We start from the raw sequence: 14,710 nt of genomic DNA, 5'->3' as shown, positions 1-14,710 counted from the left end.
AGCAACGCAACTGCTTGATCCTGCATCTATTGATCTGCAAACGGAGACCGCGCCGAGGCTGGCACGGTGCTTGCGTAGGACAGATCACCCACTTAACCAGGAGAAAGCCATGAACAACAAACTGTTGCGTACTAGCCTGATACTGGCGTTCGCCGCCACGGCGGCCGCGCAAGCGAATGCGAGCACGATGAGCGTCGATGCCGGTTCGCCGATCCAAGCGACCTTGCTGCCGGAGGTGACCGTCGTCGCCAACAGCATGCGCCCGGACGCCGATGCGACCATGCGCGTCGCGGCGACCCGTCCGCTCAGCGTGACCTTGCTGCCGACCGTACGCGTGAACTCGGGCCGACAGGAACAGCTGGCGACGGTGACGCTGCCGACCGTGCGCGTGGTCGCGCAGATTGAGGACACCACGGATACGGCGATCGCCTACAACGGCGACGGCGCTACCTCGCTGCCGCGCGTCGATGCCGCCGCGCACGCGCCGGGTTTCCGCGCCAGCCTGATGCCGCAGTGAGCGGTTCGACGAACCGCCGCTGCGGCGGCCAGGCAATGCCGATGAAGCGTGCGATCATGCGCGTGTGCTGCACGTCGTCTTGTTCCAACCCGAGATTCCGCCGAACACCGGCAATGTGATTCGCCTCTGCGCGAACAGCGGTGCCGCGCTGCATCTGATTCGGCCGCTCGGGTTCGAACTCGACCACGCCAAGCTGCGCCGCGCCGGACTCGACTACCACGAATTCGCGACCGTCGCCGTCCACGACGACCTCGCCGCCTTCATCCGCACCGCCACGCCCGAACGCCTGCTCGCGCTCTCCACGCGCGGCCGCCAGCGCTACGACACGATCGACTACGCCGATGGCGATGCTTTGTTGTTCGGACCGGAAACGCGCGGCCTGCCGCAGGACGTACTCGACGGCATCGACCCGAGCTTGCGCTTGCGCCTGCCGATGCGCCCGGGCAATCGTAGCCTGAACCTGTCCAACGCGGTCGCGATCGTCGTCTACGAGGCTTGGCGCCAGCTCGGGTTCGACGGCGCCGGTCCTTGAGGCCGTGCCGGTTGACGTTCGCTTCCTTTAGCGGACGCGACGCGGCTGCTCCGCAAGATGAGCTTTGCCCGAGATGCTCGCAGTGAACCAGGCGGTGCCGCTTCGTTGCGCGCTTTGCGAAGCGTTGCTGCGGAAGTGGAAGCGCCCATTGCGAAGGATGCGCCAGCGAAGCAGGCCTAGCCGCGAAAGCCTTCCGACAATGGACGAAATCTCTCGAAAGCTGACGTTCCGCTCGCAATACGTTCCTAGCACCGGACGAGCGATCTTGAAACAGACGTACTCGTCTTCCGCCATCGCCAGCATGAGATCTTCGATATCCGTAAGCAACGGTCGATCGATGCGGAGCACAGTGGAACTCCAGGGCGTTATGCGTCTGGATATTCCGGCTTCTGCTCGCGCGACAGCAGCGCGTGCATGCCTTCAGTCGGCGTCAGCTCTTCGTGCAGGACTTTCTGCACCAGCGCCGTGATCGGCAACTCGACGCCGTGCGCGTCGGCCAGCTTCATCACGGTGTCGACGGTCTGCACGCTCTCGACCACCTGGCCGATTTCGGCCACGGCTTGCGCAAGTCCGATGCCGCGGCCGAGTGCGAGGCCGAGGCGGCGGTTGCGCGACAGGTCGCCGGTGCAGGTCAGCACGAGATCGCCGAGTCCCGCCAGCCCCATCAAGGTTTCCGGACGCGAGCCGATCGCGGCGCCCAGGCGCAGCATCTCGGCCAGGCCGCGCGTGATCAGGCCGGCGCGCGCGTTCAATCCCATCTGCATGCCGTCGGCGACGCCGGTGGCAACGGCGAGCACGTTCTTCATCGCGCCGCCGAGTTCGGCGCCGACCACGTCGCTGCCGGTGTAGGCGCGGAAGAACGGCGAATGCAGTTTCTGTGCGAGTTCCTGCGCGAAAGCGGCGTCGCTGGAGTGCACCGTCAGCGCGGTCGGCAAGCCTTGCGCGACTTCACGCGCGAACGAAGGGCCGGTGACGACGGCGGCCGGGCGCTCAGGCAAGCGTTCGGCGACCAGCTCGTGCAGGAAGCGGCCCGAGGCCGGATCGAAGCCTTTGGTCGCCCAGGCGATGCCGACGCCGGGCGCAACCCACGGCGCGATCGTCGCCAGCAGATCGTCGAAGGCGTGGCTCGGTACGGCGATCAGTATGGTGCCGGCATCGCGCGCCAGCGGTTCGATCATCGCCGACAGTTGCAGCGTGTCGGGCAGTTCGAGTTCGGGCAGGTAGCGCGCATTGCGGCGCGTCGTCGCCATCTCGACGATCGCCTGCGGCGAGCGTCCCCATAACGTCGTCGGCACGCCGTTGCGTGCGAGTTGCACGGCCAGCGCCGTGCCCCAGGAACCGGCGCCGAGTACCGCGACTGCGCTCATGCGAACCTCGAAGCGCGTCGCGGCGTGCGCGGCACGGAAAGATGAAGCGCGCGAGCGGACACGTCAGCGTCCGCTCGCGCAGGTGAACTCGGATTCGCGTCGCCGCCGCGGGTTCGAAAAATCGCCGGGCTGGCGGTCCTTCGAATCTCCCTCATTGCGCGCGCGATCCGTCTCGGCCGGCTGCGGAATGCTCAGGCGTTCGCGCTGACTTCGCCGGTGCCGCCTTCAGCGCGACGACGCAGCTGCTCGGCGTAGAGCGCATCGAAGTTGATCGGCTGCAGGAAGAAGGGCGGGAAGCCGCCGTTCTGCACCAGATCCGACACCGTCTGGCGCACGTACGGGAACAGCACGTTCGGGCAGTAGGTCGACAGCACCGCTTCGCGCGCGGCGGTGTCGAAGCCGCTCAAGCCGAACACGCCGGCCTGGTGCACTTCGGCGAGATAGGCGGTCTTGTCTTCGACCTTGCAGGTCGCGGTCACGCTGAGCACGACTTCGAAGGTGTCGGTGGCCACCTGCGCGACGCGCTGGCTCAAGTTCAGCTCGACGTTCGGCTGACCCTGCTGCTGGAAGATCTGCGGCGCGCCCGGCGCCTCGAAGGAAACGTCCTTCAGATAGATGCGCTGCAGATTCAACTGCGCCTGGGCCTGCTGCGGAGGGGTCTGGCCGTTCGGCGCGCCGTTGCTGTTCTCTGCCATGAATCTGCTCGTTTGAGAGGGAAAGGGTGGGGATTATTCCACGTACGCGCGGGCGGCGCATCCGCGGCGGAGCGCGCCTGCGCGCGCTCCGCCGCACCCGTCAGGGCAGCAACTGGATGGTCGCGTCGGTGACCGACGAGCCGTAGTTGTAGTAGACGTCGAACCACGCCAGCGTATTGCCGTTGGCGCAACCGTCGCCGTCGCTGGCGGCGGTGACCGCGCCGGGCAAGGCCAGCCCGCGCCGGCTCGCGCTGATCGTGCGGCGATAGCAAGCGCCGAACGGATCGTCGTAGGCGTAGCTGTGGGTCGAGTCCGCTTGCAGGTCGGTGTTGTTGCCGTCGGCGTCGAAATAGCGTGCCGCGCTGGTGGTGAGATGGCTCTCGCGTCGCGCCGTGCGCTGGCCGTAGCCGACGTAGCCGATGTCCACTTGCTGACGGAACGCCTGGTCGACCGCGGTGGCGAAGATCTCGTTGCCGTCCGCGCCCGGGCCGTCGCTGTAGTTGAAGGTCAGCGGATAGCTGCGCTGCTCGCGCACCAGGCTGGTCGCCGCGCCGTCCGTGCGTCGCGTGGTCGAATCGATCGTGGTCGTCTGCACGACGTTCTGCCGGTACGGATAACCCTGCCCGACGCTGAGCAGATCGGCGGTGTTGGAGAACGCGATGCTCTGCGCGATCTCGGTCACTACTGTGCCGTGCGAGGTCTGCAGACGCCCGGCGATGGTGAACTCGCGCGTCGAGCTGACCGTCACGGTGCCTTGGCTGGTGTCGCTTTCGGTGGTGATGTTTTGCACCACGGTGGGTGTCGGCGCGGCGCTCAGCGTGTTGGCGGTCACTTCACCGGTGACTTGGGTCGTGCCGTGATCGAGGTACAGCAGCAGATTGGCGGCGGTGGAGAAATGATCGTGCGCGTTGAACACGCCGAGCGAAACGGTATGCGGCTGGCCGTCGCTGAGCAAAGCCGCAAACGGTGTCAGGTCGACGCGATATGGCTCGAACGCGAGCGTCTGCACGCCGACGATCGGCCGCCACAAGAGCGGATCGGCGCCGCCGGTGTAGATCCACGGATACACCGGCGCAACACCAGCCGGCTGGTCGTCGATCGCGATCTGCGTTTCGCGGAACGCGCTGCCCTTGCCGGCAGCGAAGATCGGTGCGATCTCGTCGGGCAGGTTGAAATACCAGAACTCGTCGCCGTTCTCGCCGCCACCCTGGCTCTGCGCGTAGACGTCGAGAAAAGCGCGCTCGACGTTGGTCGGCAAGCTCTCGAAGGTGACCGCCAAACGCGCGTCGCCGACCAGGTCGGCGGTGCCGCCGTCGGCGCTGCCGGCCAGCGGCAGCAGCCGATCGGGCCGCGGCGGATGGTCGGGCACGCCGAGCGCGAGCGGATAGAAGCGCAGCGTCGCGGTGCCGACGATGATGCCGGTGTAGTCGACGCCGTCGGAGGTGCCGACGAAGTTGCCGAGGATCGCGCGGCCTTCCTGAGCTTGGGAGAACAAGGCGCTGTAGTCGGTCAGATCGCGCTCGATGTGCCAGCTCGGCGCCACCGTCGCCGACGGTTCCTGCGTGGTGCCGAAGTAGAGGATCGCGCCGCCGAGCCAGAGCGTGGAGGTGCGATCGAACTGACGGCCCATCGTGACCGAGTAATCGAGGCTCAACACGACTTTCTGCCACGGTCCGGGGCAATCGGCAGGCGGCGTATAGCTGAACAGCTTCGGGTCGAAGTCGGCGAACTGACGGTTCTCGAACAGCGTGACGGTGCACGGTGCTGTCAGCGGCGACGGAATCAACGGATCGGCGATCGCGACGTTGGGCGATCCGATCGGCGGCAACTCGTCGGCGTGTAATGACGGCGCGCCGACACTCGCGAACGCAAACCCCAACGCCAGCAAAGGCTTGGGCAGAGTCAACATGGTCTTTCTCCCTCGCAGACCCCCTGCGAAGGCGAAGCCTAGCACCGGCGCACGGCGCCGGTGCGGATCGCTCAGGCGCGGCCCTTGGCCAGCGGCATCTGCGCCTCGGTCCAGGCGCCGAGGCCGCCTTCGAGCCAGAACACCTTGCTGAAACCGGCCTTCTTCAGACGCTGCGCGGCGCTGGCCGAGGTCTGGCCGCTCTTGCACACGATCGCCACCGGCAGATCCTTGACCTTGGCCAGCTCCTTGCTCTCCGGATCGAACTGGCTCATCGCGACGTGTTTGGCGCCGGGAATATGGCCTTTCTCGAAATCGGCCAGGCTGGAGACGTCGACCAACAGCGCGTTGTCGCGATTGATCAGCTGGGTCAGTCCGGCCGGCGTGAGCGCCTTGTAGCTGCGCGTGAGCCGCTGCGCCTCGTTGGCGACCAGCGCGATCAGGACGCCGAGGAAGCCGAGCGAGAGGTAGGGATGGTTGCCGAAGAACTCGGGCAAGCGATGCAGGATGTCGGACATTGGGCGGCGAGGGCGCGTAGCGGCCGCGCATTATCCCGGAGCGATCGCGGCGAGGCAAAGCGGCGCTGCGCTTGGCGGCCGCCGCGGCGCGGGCGATCATCCGCGCATGCGTTGGCCGACTCTCCGCCTGATCCTCGCCTACGGCGCGCTCGCCGCGAGCGCGCTGGTCTGCCTGCGTCTGGTCAGCCTGATGCCGCTGCGCTTCGATTGGGGCCGCGAACTGCTCGCCGCGACGATCGCGCTCGCCGGCGTCGGCGCCGGCCTGTGGTTCGCGCGGCGCCCGCGCGAGGCGGCGGCACCGGTCGTGCCGCCGGCTTCCGCCGCGGCAGCACTCGGCGAGGCGGCCGCGGAGACCGACTCACCCCTGCTCAGCCCGCGCGAGCGGCACGTGCTCGATCTGCTCGCCGAAGGGCACAGCAACAAGGAGATCGCGCGCGAACTCGGCGTCTCGGCCAACACGGTCAAGACCCATCTGACCAACGTCTACGCCAAACTCGGCGCGCGCCGGCGCACCGAAGCGGTTGCCGCGGCGCGCCGCAGCGGTGTCATCGCGCGCCACTGAGCGGGTGGGCGGCGTTATCGCCCGCGACTCACCCGATCTTCACCCGTTCGGGCGATGGGCCGCGGCCGCCGGCTCAGCTAGCGTGCGCCGACCGTTCGAGGGAGGGTTTCCGCCATGAAATCGCTGGTGCTGCGTTACGGCCTGCTGGCCGGTGTGCTGGTCAACGTGCTGATGTTCGGACCGATCGCCGTGTTCGGCGGCCGCGCGGACTGGTTCCGCTACGGCGAGATCGTCGGCTACAGCTCGATGGTGCTGACGATGACGACGGTCTATTTCGCGATGCGCCGCGAACGCGAGCGGCGCGGCGGCGTCTTGAGCTTCTCGCGCGCTCTGGGCATCGGCGTCGGCGTGAGCGCGGTCGCTTCGCTCTTGTTCGGTCTGGCCACGTACGCGTTCTATTGGATCATGGGTGACGGCTTTCCGCAGAAGCTGTGGGACCACTACGTCGCGCAGATCCAGGGCAGCGGTGCCGATGCGGCCAGCATCGCGCGCCAGCTGGCCGAGATGGAGCAGATGCGGCCGCTGTTCTTCAACTACGCGTTCCAGGCCGCGGTGATGTTCGCTACCCTATTTCTGATCGGTCTGGCGATCAGCCTCATTTCCGCAGCGATCCTGCGCCGGCGCGCAGCGTCCGCGCTGGCCGGCGCCTGAGCGAACCGCGACGCATCGATTTCAACGATCTAGGGAGACGACATGAAAAGAGTCACCGGCATCGGCGGGGTGTTTCTCAGCGCGAAGGATCCGTCTGCGCTGTGCGCCTGGTACAAGAAGCACCTCGGCATCGACGTGCAGGAATGGGGCGGCGCCGCATTCCGCTGGACCGACGACAGCGGCACGCCGGTCGGCGGCACCACCGCCTGGTCGATCGGCGATGGGTCCTACTTCGCGCCGAGCCGCGCCGGGTTCATGGTCAACTACCGCGTCGACGATCTGCACGCCTTGCTGCAGGCCCTGCGCGAAGAAGGCTGCGAGGTGCTGGATAAGACCGACGAGTCGGAGTACGGCAAGTTCGGCTGGGTGATGGACCCGGAAGGCAACAAAGTCGAACTGTGGCAGCCACCGGCCGGATCGTAAGCCGCGCCGATAGCTGAACCGCCCGGCGCGCCTTACTGCGACGGCGTGGTGATGTCGGGCAGCCCGGTCATCAGCAGCCAGCGTTTGGTCGGTTCGTCATAGCGCCAGGTCTGGTGATCGACCACGCTGCGCGCGGCCTGGGTGTAGACGTTGACCAGGCTGATCTCGACCACCTGGCGCACTTCGTCTTCGCCGACCGGTACCGCCGGCTGCTCGTTGTAGCCGGTGATTCGCACCTGCTTGAAGCGCGCCAGATCGAGCGCGCTCGGCGGATGCTCGGCCAATAATTTCGGATCGATGAAGGACTGCGCTTGGGTGACGTCGCCCCAGCGGATCGTCGCCGCGTAGGTGCGCAGCGTGTCGGTCAGCACGGTTTCCTTCGAGCGCATCTTGTCGGTTGCGCACGACGCGAGCAGCGCGCTGGCGACGGCGAGCAGCAGGAAGTGAGTACGGTAGCGGCGCATGCGGATCCTCCCGAAATTCGATTGTGCCGCAAAGCGCTGACGACCGTCAGCGCTTTGCGATCGCGACGAAGCGCGCTTCCAGTGTCGCCGCCGGTGTCGCGTCGGCCAGCGGCACCAGGCAATGCGTGCGCAGACGTGCCTTGCCGCGCGCCGCCAGCGTCGTGAAGAAGTCCTCGAAGCGCTCGCCCTCGGCCAGCCGCGCGACCGCTTCGAAATCCTGCCACACCGGCGCGAGGTAGCGGATCGAGCTGTCCTGCACGTAGATGTCGCAGTGCAGATTGCGCGCATCCAGAGCGAGACGGATCAGGCCCCAGCCAGCCAGGGTCATCAGGCTGGCCAGACTTCCGCCGAACGCGCAGCCCTTGTCGTTGACGTTCGGCGCGAGCGGCACCGCCAAGTGCAGCGAGTCGCCGTCGTAGGCGCTCGCCGTCAACGCCATCGCGCGCGCCAGCGGAATGTCGGACAAGAGTTCGCGTTCGAGCGCGGCGGCGTGCAGCGCGTGCGTGGCGTGAGCGAGATCGATCATCGGCGTCCGTGCGTTCGGTTCGGCAGGGCGCGCGAGTGTCCCCCAATCGACGGCCTCGCTCAACGCCGACGATTGCGATCGCTCCATCACAGTGGCCGCCGCCCGCTCAGCCGCCGCCGGCAGCCCCGAACCCGTCGCGGAAGATGCGGTCTTCGTACAGCACGATGCCGTCGTTGCCGACCGCCACTGCCGCGCCGCCGCGCAGGCTGATCGCCACCAAGGCGCGCTGGTCCGGATCGCAGTAGCCGGTCTGCCAAGTGGCGCCGGCGTCGTAGGTCTCGAGCAGGCAGCCCTGCACCGTGGCGATGTACCAATGCTTCGCGTCGCGGTGGACCAGGTCCATCGCGGTCGCGTTGTCGGGCAAGGTCGACAGCAACTGCCAGCTGGCGCCGCCGTCGGCGGTGGTATAGACCTCGCTGGTCAGGGTCGCGACTACGCCGTGGTCTTCGTCGAAGAAGTCCGCCGCCTGAATCTCGCCGTGGGTGAACTCCAGGATGCTCCAGCTGTTACCGCCGTCGCTGCTGCGCAGGACGGTGCCCGAACTGCCCTGTTCGGTGGTGATGCCGCCGGTGGCGTAGCCGACCGTGTCGCTCGGGAAATGCAGCTCGTCGGGGAAGATCGGGAACTGCGCCGGGAAGCCGGTCTGCCAGGTCGCGCCGCTGTCGTCGCTGTAGAGCACGTCGCCGCCGCGGATCGCGACGATGCGTCCGCTCGCGGCGAAATACGCATCGAACACCGAGCCGGCCTCCGAGGCGCTCAAATTGCCGAGCTCGGTCCAGGTATGCCCGCGATCGGTGCTGTGATACATCCCGAGCCGCGCGCTGTACAACTCGTCGGCGCTCACTGCGTGTGCGAACAAGAGGCTTTGTTGCAGCGACGTCTCGCTCACGCTCCAGTTCAGACCGCCGTCGTCGGTGGTCATGATCTGGGAGAATGCGCAAGAGGCGAAGCCGTGGCGCGCGTCGGAGAAATCGACGTCGGTGCCGCTGCAGTCGGCGCTGCCCTGGCCGAGCACCCAGCTACTGGGCGCTGCCGGCGTGCCGGCGTTGAGGGCGATGGCGAGCAGCGAAATCGAAATGGGACTCATGGGGCTGGCGGTTCCAATCAAGAGCGAGGTCGAACAAGGACGGTAGTACGTCCGATTTGGTCGCGGGGCTCGCAATTTTCCATTTTGTGGCGGCGCGCACGCTCTTGCCGGCGCTGTTCGAGGCTCCGGTGTATCGATGCGGTGCGATTCAGATCGCGGCGGCGCGATTGAAGTCGCCGATCGCCCCGATCAGCGTCGTCAGCGCGTCGCATTCGACCTTGCTGAGGTAGGGATTCCAGGCGTCGAGCAGCATCACCACGCGCGTGTCGGCGCTGCGGTTCCAGGCTTCGTGCTCGTAGGTGTCGTCGAAGCTGAAGCAGACGCCTTCCTGCCACAGCCGCCGTTCGCCGCCGACGACGAGGGCGCAATCGTCGGGCACCAGCAGCGGCAGATGGGTGACCACGCGCGTGTTGGTGACGCCGTAGTGCGGCAGGATGTGCGAGCCGGGCGCGAGCACCGAGTAGCAAACTTCCGGCGCGTGCTCGCGGATGCGGCACAGCGGGGCGGCGTCGAGTGCTGCCGCGGTGCGCGGGCAGCGCCGTGCGTTGTCCTCGTGGCGCACGCCGTGGCGATAGAAGAAATACGCATCCCACGCCGGCGTGCCGCGCTCGCCGCGGAGTTGTTCTTGCAGCAGGCGCGGATCGTCGATCTCGCCGAGGAACGGCTCGAAGCCGCGCGACTCGGCCAATACCGCCAGCATCTCCGCGCGGATCGCCGGCGCTTGCGCTTCCAGCGCGGCGTACCACGGAAACCGTTCGCGCTCGAAGTAGCGCGGACTGGGCAGGTCGGGGAAGTACAAGAACTTCGGCCGCTGTCCGCTTTGCGCATAAACCAGCGGCTGGTCGCCGAGATACATCGCCAGGCAGCGTTCGACGCGCGCCAAGGCGGCGCCGCCGTGACGCTCGCGCAAAGGATCGAGCAGCGCGCGGAACAGCGCGCGGCGGCCGCCGGCGACGCTGCGCATCGCGTGCTGCACCAGCGGGCGCAACGGCGGCGGCGTACTCGCCTCGTCGAGCCAGGCGCCGTGCCGTTGCGCAGTCACGATCGCGCCGAAGTACGCCGGCAACGCGTCGGCATCGCGGCCGAGCGTCTGCAGCACTTCACCCAGACGCAGGCGTGTGACGAATGCGTCCGGTTGTCGCCGCAGCGCGTCGGACAGCGCGTCGTGCGCTTCGCCCAAGCGGCCGCGCTCGCGATACAACACGCCGAGATTGCCGAGCGTGACCGCGTCGTCCGCATGCGCACGCCGCGCCTGTTCGAGCAATCCGAGTGCTTGCTCGTAGCGGCCGCGGCCGTGCGCGCACAGCGCGAGGAAATTCAGCGCATCGAGGTCGTCCGCTGCTTCCTGCAGCACGAGGCCGAACTCGCGTTCGGCTTCGACGATGCGACCTTGCTCGGCCAAGGCGCGCGCGGCGCGACGGCGCGCGGCGAGGTCGGCCGCACTCATGCGCAGGCTGCTCGCGCGGAACGCGGACTCACCGCCGCAGCGCGGGGTTCAAGGTGTAGGTGCCGGTCAGCGTGGTCTCGGCGAGGACGTGGCCGCGCAGCGCGGCGCGCACGTCGCTGAGGCCGAACGGCGTCGGCAGATCGAGCGCGGCGAGATCGAGCGCATGCAGCACGAAACGGTAGTGATGCAGGCGATCGTCGTTCCACGGCGGGCACGGACCGTCGTAGCCGAGATAGTCGCCGGCCATCGCGGCGTCGCCGGCGAACCAACCGGTGTAGTCGTTGCGGCCTTGGCGCGATCCGGCCGGCCCGCGCGGCTGACGCTTGCCGCGTTCGATGACGCCGTCGCTGCAGCTGCCGCGCGCAAGCTCGCACAGCTCGGGCGGCAGATCGACCAAGAGCCAGTGCACGAACTCCGCACGCGGCAGCGAAGCGGGCACGCGGCGGCCGGGTTGGTTGACGTCGTCGCCGACGGTAGGCACGTCGTCGTCGATGCACAGGAGGGCGAACGAGCGCGTGCCGGCGGGCGGCTCGGACCAGGCCAGATGCGGGTTCAGATTCGCGCTGAATACGCACGGCTCGCCGTTCGCGCCGGGCTTGCCGAAGGCGAGTGCGTCGGGGATCGGCTGCAGATCGTTGAAATCGTTGCTGCGCAGTTGCATGGCTTACTTCCCTTTGGCCGGGGCCGCATAGCTGACGCGATAGACCGCGTCGGCGTAGTCGTCGGAAACCAAGAGCGCGCCGTCGGGCATCACCAGCACGTCGGCGGGCCGGCCTTGCGCGACTTCGTTGCGTTGGAAGCCGTCGATCAGCACGTCCTGTTGCTTCGCCTTGGCGCCGTCGGTGGCGATCGCGACGATGCGGTAGCCGGATTTCTTCGAGCGGTTCCACGAGCCGTGTTCGGCGACGATCGCCGCGCCGCGCCAGGCGGCCGGAAACATCGAGCCGGTGTAGAAGCGCATGCCGATCGCGCCGACGTGCGCGCCGAGCTTGAATGCGGGCGCGATGTAGTCCTTGCACGACTTACCGGCGCCGAACTCCGGATCGAGCGAATCGCCTTGATGGCAATACGGATAGCCGAAGTGTTCGCCGCGCCGGCTAATGCGGTTCAATTCGTCCGCCGGCAGATCGTCGCCGAGCATGTCACGGCCGTTGTCGGTGAACCAAAGTTGTTTCGTGCCGGGCTGCCAGTCGAAGCCGACCGTGTTGCGGATGCCGTAAGCCTCGTCGCGCCAGTCGCTGCCGTCCGCCTTCATGCTGATCAGCTTGGCGTAGTCCTTGCCCTTGTCGCAGATGTTGCACGGCGCGCCGATCGGCACGTACAGGCGGTCGTCGGGACCGAAGGCGATGAACTTCCAGCCGTGGTGCGCGTCGCTGGGCAGTTTGTCGGTGACGATTTCGGGTTTAGGCGGCTGGTCGAGTTTGTCCTCGATGCCGCGCAGCACGAGGATGCGGTCGACCGCGCCGATGTAGAGATCACCGCCGTGGAACGCGACGCCCGACGGCATGCGCAAGCCGCTTGCCAGAATACGTACCTTGTCGGCGCGGCCGTCGCCGTCGGTATCGGTCAGCGCATAGACCTTGCCGGCGTCGCGCGAGCCGGCGAACACCGTGCCCTTGGCGCCGAGCGCGAGCTGGCGCGCGTTCGGCACGTCCTCGGCGTAGCGCTCGATCTTGAAGCCGGGCGGCAGGGTCAGCGTATCCAACTTGACCGCGGCGCCGCAGGGCGCCGCGAGAAAGGCGAGTGCGAGCAGAGCGTAGCGGCGCATTCGGTCTCCTATTCGAGCAATCGGAACGGTTCGGCCAGGGCCTCGCGATAGTGCTGCCAATGCCCGGCCGGGAAGCGGATCGGCAACCCGCCCAGGCCGCGCATGTTGAAAGCGAAGCGCGGGCCGGGTTGCAGTTGTTCGAGTCCGAGAAAGCGCGCGAGTTCAGCGCCGGCGCCGGCCGGATCGTCGAGCACCGCGTCGGCATTGACGACCAGCCGCTGCGGTTGGTCCAGTTCCGCGCCGTGACGCAGGTGCGTGCGCGCGCGCGCCAGCCATTGCGCGGCGGCGAGCGCGTCGCCGCACGGGAAACCGGCGGTGAAGCCGATGCCGAGCCAGTTCAGCAGGGCGTCGCGCGGATCGCGCTCGACCACGATCAGGCGCGTGCCCGGCATCGCGCGACGCACCAGCGCGAGCAGGTGCGCATCCCAGCGCGGCAGCCAATCGACCAGCAGTCGCCCCGGTCCGATGCCGCGTGCGCGCAGCGGTGCCAGGTAGCGCTCGCGCAGCGCGGCGCGCTCGCCTTCGTCGAGCTCGCCGCAGTAGTGACGGAACCGCGGCAGGTTGAAATCGTCGTCGCGCATCGTCGTGCCGACGCGATCGCGCAGCACGCCGATCGCCGGCTGCTGATCGGCGAGCAATTCGGCGATGCGTTCGACGCCGCTGCCGGGCATGCCGAGCAGCAATACCGGCGCATCCGCCCACGGTTCGCCGGGCGCTTCCTCCAGCGCGGCGGCCAGTTCCGGGCGTGGCGCGTCCAGCGGCGGCATCGCGGCCGATCCGCCGCGTTGCGCTTCGGCGAAACAGCGCACGGCGTCGGCGGCTTCGCCGGCGCGATCGTGCACACGCCCGAGATAATTCAGGCGCAAGCGGTTCTGGCCTTCGCTCAACGACAGCTTGCCGAACTGCTCGAGAGCGCTGCGCGCGCCGGCGTTGTCGCCCGCCTGCAGCAGCGCGCGAATCTGGATCAGGCGCATCTCGGCATCGTCGGGTTTCGTGCGCAGCACGGCGGCGGCGTTCGCGCGCGCGCTGTCGAGCACGCCGAGATACTCCTCGACGATGGCCAGGCGGTTGCGCGCCTCGGTGTCGAGCGGATTGCGGTCGCTCAAGATGCGCAGGTCGAGCGCGGCTTGCGGCCATTGCCCGGTCAGCATCTGAATGTCGGCGCGCAGCGCGCGCATGTCGTCGTCGTCGGGCACGTGCGCGAGGTAGCGGCTGTACGCGTCGACCACTTCGTCGTTGCGGCCGAGCTCGGCCAAGCTCATCGCCAGCGCGCGCGTCGGCATCGACAGGGTCGGATCGACCTCAAGCGCGGCGCGATAGCCGGCGACGGCTTCTTCCAGACGCCCGTCCGCGCGCGCGACGTCGGCCAGGCCGAGTTGAACGACGCGTTCGTAGCCCGGCACTTCGCGCAGGCGCAGGTAATGCGGCTCGGCTTCGGCCGCGCGCTCCTCGCGGATCAAATGCTCGGCCAGCCACGGGCGCACCTGATGCATATTGGGATTGATCTGCAGCGCGTTCTGGTAGGCGCGCTCGGCGAAGGCGGGTGTGCCGCGCCGGCTGAATGCCTGGCCGAGCAGGAACTGGATCAGCGCCGAATTGGGCTCGAGTTCCGCCGCCCGCATCAGATAACGCAGCGCGGCGTCCATGTCGCCGCGTGCGCCGCTCAGCGCGCCGACGCCGGCGAGCGCGTGCGGGTCCTCGTCCGCGCGCAGCGCGACGCGGAAGTGCTGCTCGGCCTGGTCGAACTCGCCGCGCGACAGCGCGATCTGACCCAAGCCGATGTGCGCGCCGGCCAGATTCGGATCGAGCGACAGCGCGCGTTCGAAGCCGCGCTGAGCCGTCTCTTGCTGGCCGAGGGAAAGGCGCATCGAGGCGAGGCCGAGATCGATGCGCGCATCGTCCGGCGCGATTCCGTGCGCGCGTTCGAGCAGGCCCACCGCCTCGTCGGTTCGCCCTGCTTGATGGCGCAAGAGGCCGAGCGCGTGCATCACGTCGGCGTCGTTGGGATGTTCGACGAGCCAGTTGCGATAGCCCTGTTCGGCTTCGGCGAGGCGGCCCTGGCGGTGGTGTTCGAGTGTTTCTTTGAGCATGAAAGAAAAAAACCGTGCAGACGGAAGGCGGTGCCGGCCTGGCGCGGCCGGCGGCGGCGGATCGAGTGCGATGAACGGCGATCGAGGCCGGAAATTATGCCCGATGCGGGCATGCTAGGCTTGCCCGCCCCGCGCGCCGCCAGCCCACCGCTCCGAC

Annotated in this window: 17 protein-coding genes; 5 read left to right on the top strand and 12 right to left on the bottom strand. The window is 68.0% G+C overall.

Translation table 11 applies throughout. The annotated features are described in order from the left end of the window. The first annotated feature begins 109 nt into the window (after window positions 1-109). Both AC3QL3_RS20180 and trmL read left to right on the top strand, forming a co-directional pair. The gene (locus AC3QL3_RS20180; protein WP_492895906.1) at window positions 110-517 is read left to right on the top strand and encodes a hypothetical protein; all 408 of its coding nucleotides are present in this window, start codon (window positions 110-112) and stop codon (window positions 515-517) included. Window positions 518-581: 64 nt separating this feature from the next. Further along, a complete protein-coding gene (trmL, locus tag AC3QL3_RS20175) occupies window positions 582-1,049 on the top strand; it encodes a tRNA (uridine(34)/cytosine(34)/5-carboxymethylaminomethyluridine(34)-2'-O)-methyltransferase TrmL (RefSeq protein ID WP_492895905.1) in 468 nt (155 codons plus the stop codon). Between the two features lie 27 nt (window positions 1,050-1,076). Here trmL and AC3QL3_RS20170 read toward each other — a convergent pair whose 3' ends face one another. The 5 genes from AC3QL3_RS20170 to AC3QL3_RS20150 form a co-directional block, all read right to left on the bottom strand. Next, a complete protein-coding gene (locus AC3QL3_RS20170) occupies window positions 1,077-1,397 on the bottom strand; it encodes a hypothetical protein (RefSeq protein ID WP_492895904.1) in 321 nt (106 codons plus the stop codon). Window positions 1,398-1,414: 17 nt separating this feature from the next. Next, window positions 1,415-2,416: an NAD(P)H-dependent glycerol-3-phosphate dehydrogenase gene (locus AC3QL3_RS20165; RefSeq protein WP_492895903.1), complete on the bottom strand. Its 1,002-nt coding sequence runs from the start codon at window positions 2,414-2,416 to the stop codon at window positions 1,415-1,417. A gap of 191 nt (window positions 2,417-2,607) precedes the next feature. Continuing rightward, window positions 2,608-3,111: a protein-export chaperone SecB gene (gene secB / locus AC3QL3_RS20160; RefSeq protein WP_492895902.1), complete on the bottom strand. Its 504-nt coding sequence runs from the start codon at window positions 3,109-3,111 to the stop codon at window positions 2,608-2,610. A gap of 100 nt (window positions 3,112-3,211) precedes the next feature. Further along, window positions 3,212-5,020, bottom strand: coding sequence for a peptide-N4-asparagine amidase (locus tag AC3QL3_RS20155; RefSeq protein WP_492895901.1), 1,809 nt, complete (start codon window positions 5,018-5,020; stop codon window positions 3,212-3,214). Window positions 5,021-5,091: 71 nt separating this feature from the next. Continuing rightward, window positions 5,092-5,535, bottom strand: a complete 444-nt coding sequence (locus AC3QL3_RS20150; RefSeq protein WP_492895900.1) for a rhodanese-like domain-containing protein — start codon at window positions 5,533-5,535, stop codon at window positions 5,092-5,094. A 106-nt stretch (window positions 5,536-5,641) separates the two neighbouring features. On the opposite strand from AC3QL3_RS20150, the gene AC3QL3_RS20145 reads away from it, so the two are divergent. From AC3QL3_RS20145 to AC3QL3_RS20135, 3 genes are all read left to right on the top strand, one after another. Beyond that, a complete protein-coding gene (locus AC3QL3_RS20145; protein ID WP_492895899.1) occupies window positions 5,642-6,097 on the top strand; it encodes a helix-turn-helix transcriptional regulator in 456 nt (151 codons plus the stop codon). 114 nt (window positions 6,098-6,211) lie between these two features. Continuing rightward, window positions 6,212-6,748, top strand: coding sequence for a DUF4199 domain-containing protein (locus AC3QL3_RS20140; RefSeq protein ID WP_492895898.1), 537 nt, complete (start codon window positions 6,212-6,214; stop codon window positions 6,746-6,748). 42 nt (window positions 6,749-6,790) lie between these two features. Beyond that, window positions 6,791-7,171 (top strand): VOC family protein, encoded by a 381-nt coding sequence (locus tag AC3QL3_RS20135; protein WP_492895897.1) that lies wholly within the window; start codon window positions 6,791-6,793, stop codon window positions 7,169-7,171. A gap of 32 nt (window positions 7,172-7,203) precedes the next feature. Here AC3QL3_RS20135 and AC3QL3_RS20130 read toward each other — a convergent pair whose 3' ends face one another. From AC3QL3_RS20130 to AC3QL3_RS20100, 7 genes are all read right to left on the bottom strand, one after another. Next, window positions 7,204-7,635 (bottom strand): hypothetical protein, encoded by a 432-nt coding sequence (locus AC3QL3_RS20130; protein WP_492895896.1) that lies wholly within the window; start codon window positions 7,633-7,635, stop codon window positions 7,204-7,206. A gap of 46 nt (window positions 7,636-7,681) precedes the next feature. After that, window positions 7,682-8,161 carry a YiiD C-terminal domain-containing protein gene (locus AC3QL3_RS20125; RefSeq protein WP_492895895.1) on the bottom strand — a complete coding sequence of 160 codons (480 nt, stop codon included), beginning with the start codon at window positions 8,159-8,161 and terminating at the stop codon, window positions 7,682-7,684. Between the two features lie 106 nt (window positions 8,162-8,267). Further along, window positions 8,268-9,248, bottom strand: a complete 981-nt coding sequence (locus AC3QL3_RS20120) for a WD40/YVTN/BNR-like repeat-containing protein (RefSeq protein WP_492895894.1) — start codon at window positions 9,246-9,248, stop codon at window positions 8,268-8,270. A 148-nt stretch (window positions 9,249-9,396) separates the two neighbouring features. Continuing rightward, window positions 9,397-10,695: an aspartyl/asparaginyl beta-hydroxylase domain-containing protein gene (locus AC3QL3_RS20115; RefSeq protein ID WP_492895893.1), complete on the bottom strand. Its 1,299-nt coding sequence runs from the start codon at window positions 10,693-10,695 to the stop codon at window positions 9,397-9,399. A gap of 28 nt (window positions 10,696-10,723) precedes the next feature. Next, window positions 10,724-11,356, bottom strand: a complete 633-nt coding sequence (locus AC3QL3_RS20110; RefSeq protein ID WP_492895892.1) for a YbhB/YbcL family Raf kinase inhibitor-like protein — start codon at window positions 11,354-11,356, stop codon at window positions 10,724-10,726. A 3-nt stretch (window positions 11,357-11,359) separates the two neighbouring features. Next, window positions 11,360-12,463, bottom strand: a complete 1,104-nt coding sequence (locus tag AC3QL3_RS20105; RefSeq protein ID WP_492895891.1) for a PQQ-dependent sugar dehydrogenase — start codon at window positions 12,461-12,463, stop codon at window positions 11,360-11,362. Window positions 12,464-12,471: 8 nt separating this feature from the next. Then, window positions 12,472-14,553: a tetratricopeptide repeat protein gene (locus tag AC3QL3_RS20100; RefSeq protein ID WP_492895890.1), complete on the bottom strand. Its 2,082-nt coding sequence runs from the start codon at window positions 14,551-14,553 to the stop codon at window positions 12,472-12,474. Between the last annotated feature and the right edge of the window lie 157 nt (window positions 14,554-14,710).

Source organism: Dokdonella sp. GW821-FHT11D02 (genome assembly GCF_058808595.1).
Note: the sequence above shows the minus strand (reverse complement) of the source record. Positions and strands in the feature narration are given on the sequence as shown.

Bases quoted from the DNA above. Each gene is read 5' to 3' on its own strand.
- AC3QL3_RS20100 (WP_492895890.1), bottom strand. From the start codon at position 14,553: ATGCTCAAAGAAACACTCGAACACCACCGCCAGGGCCGCCTCGCCGAA.
- AC3QL3_RS20125 (WP_492895895.1), bottom strand. From the start codon at position 8,161: ATGATCGATCTCGCTCACGCCACGCACGCGCTGCACGCCGCCGCGCTC.
- secB (WP_492895902.1), bottom strand. From the start codon at position 3,111: ATGGCAGAGAACAGCAACGGCGCGCCGAACGGCCAGACCCCTCCGCAG.
- AC3QL3_RS20110 (WP_492895892.1), bottom strand. From the start codon at position 11,356: ATGCAACTGCGCAGCAACGATTTCAACGATCTGCAGCCGATCCCCGAC.
- AC3QL3_RS20140 (WP_492895898.1), top strand. From the start codon at position 6,212: ATGAAATCGCTGGTGCTGCGTTACGGCCTGCTGGCCGGTGTGCTGGTC.
- AC3QL3_RS20165 (WP_492895903.1), bottom strand. From the start codon at position 2,416: ATGAGCGCAGTCGCGGTACTCGGCGCCGGTTCCTGGGGCACGGCGCTG.
- AC3QL3_RS20135 (WP_492895897.1), top strand. From the start codon at position 6,791: ATGAAAAGAGTCACCGGCATCGGCGGGGTGTTTCTCAGCGCGAAGGAT.
- AC3QL3_RS20130 (WP_492895896.1), bottom strand. From the start codon at position 7,635: ATGCGCCGCTACCGTACTCACTTCCTGCTGCTCGCCGTCGCCAGCGCG.
- AC3QL3_RS20155 (WP_492895901.1), bottom strand. From the start codon at position 5,020: ATGTTGACTCTGCCCAAGCCTTTGCTGGCGTTGGGGTTTGCGTTCGCG.
- AC3QL3_RS20105 (WP_492895891.1), bottom strand. From the start codon at position 12,463: ATGCGCCGCTACGCTCTGCTCGCACTCGCCTTTCTCGCGGCGCCCTGC.
- AC3QL3_RS20115 (WP_492895893.1), bottom strand. From the start codon at position 10,695: ATGAGTGCGGCCGACCTCGCCGCGCGCCGTCGCGCCGCGCGCGCCTTG.
- AC3QL3_RS20120 (WP_492895894.1), bottom strand. From the start codon at position 9,248: ATGAGTCCCATTTCGATTTCGCTGCTCGCCATCGCCCTCAACGCCGGC.
- AC3QL3_RS20145 (WP_492895899.1), top strand. From the start codon at position 5,642: ATGCGTTGGCCGACTCTCCGCCTGATCCTCGCCTACGGCGCGCTCGCC.
- AC3QL3_RS20150 (WP_492895900.1), bottom strand. From the start codon at position 5,535: ATGTCCGACATCCTGCATCGCTTGCCCGAGTTCTTCGGCAACCATCCC.
- AC3QL3_RS20180 (WP_492895906.1), top strand. From the start codon at position 110: ATGAACAACAAACTGTTGCGTACTAGCCTGATACTGGCGTTCGCCGCC.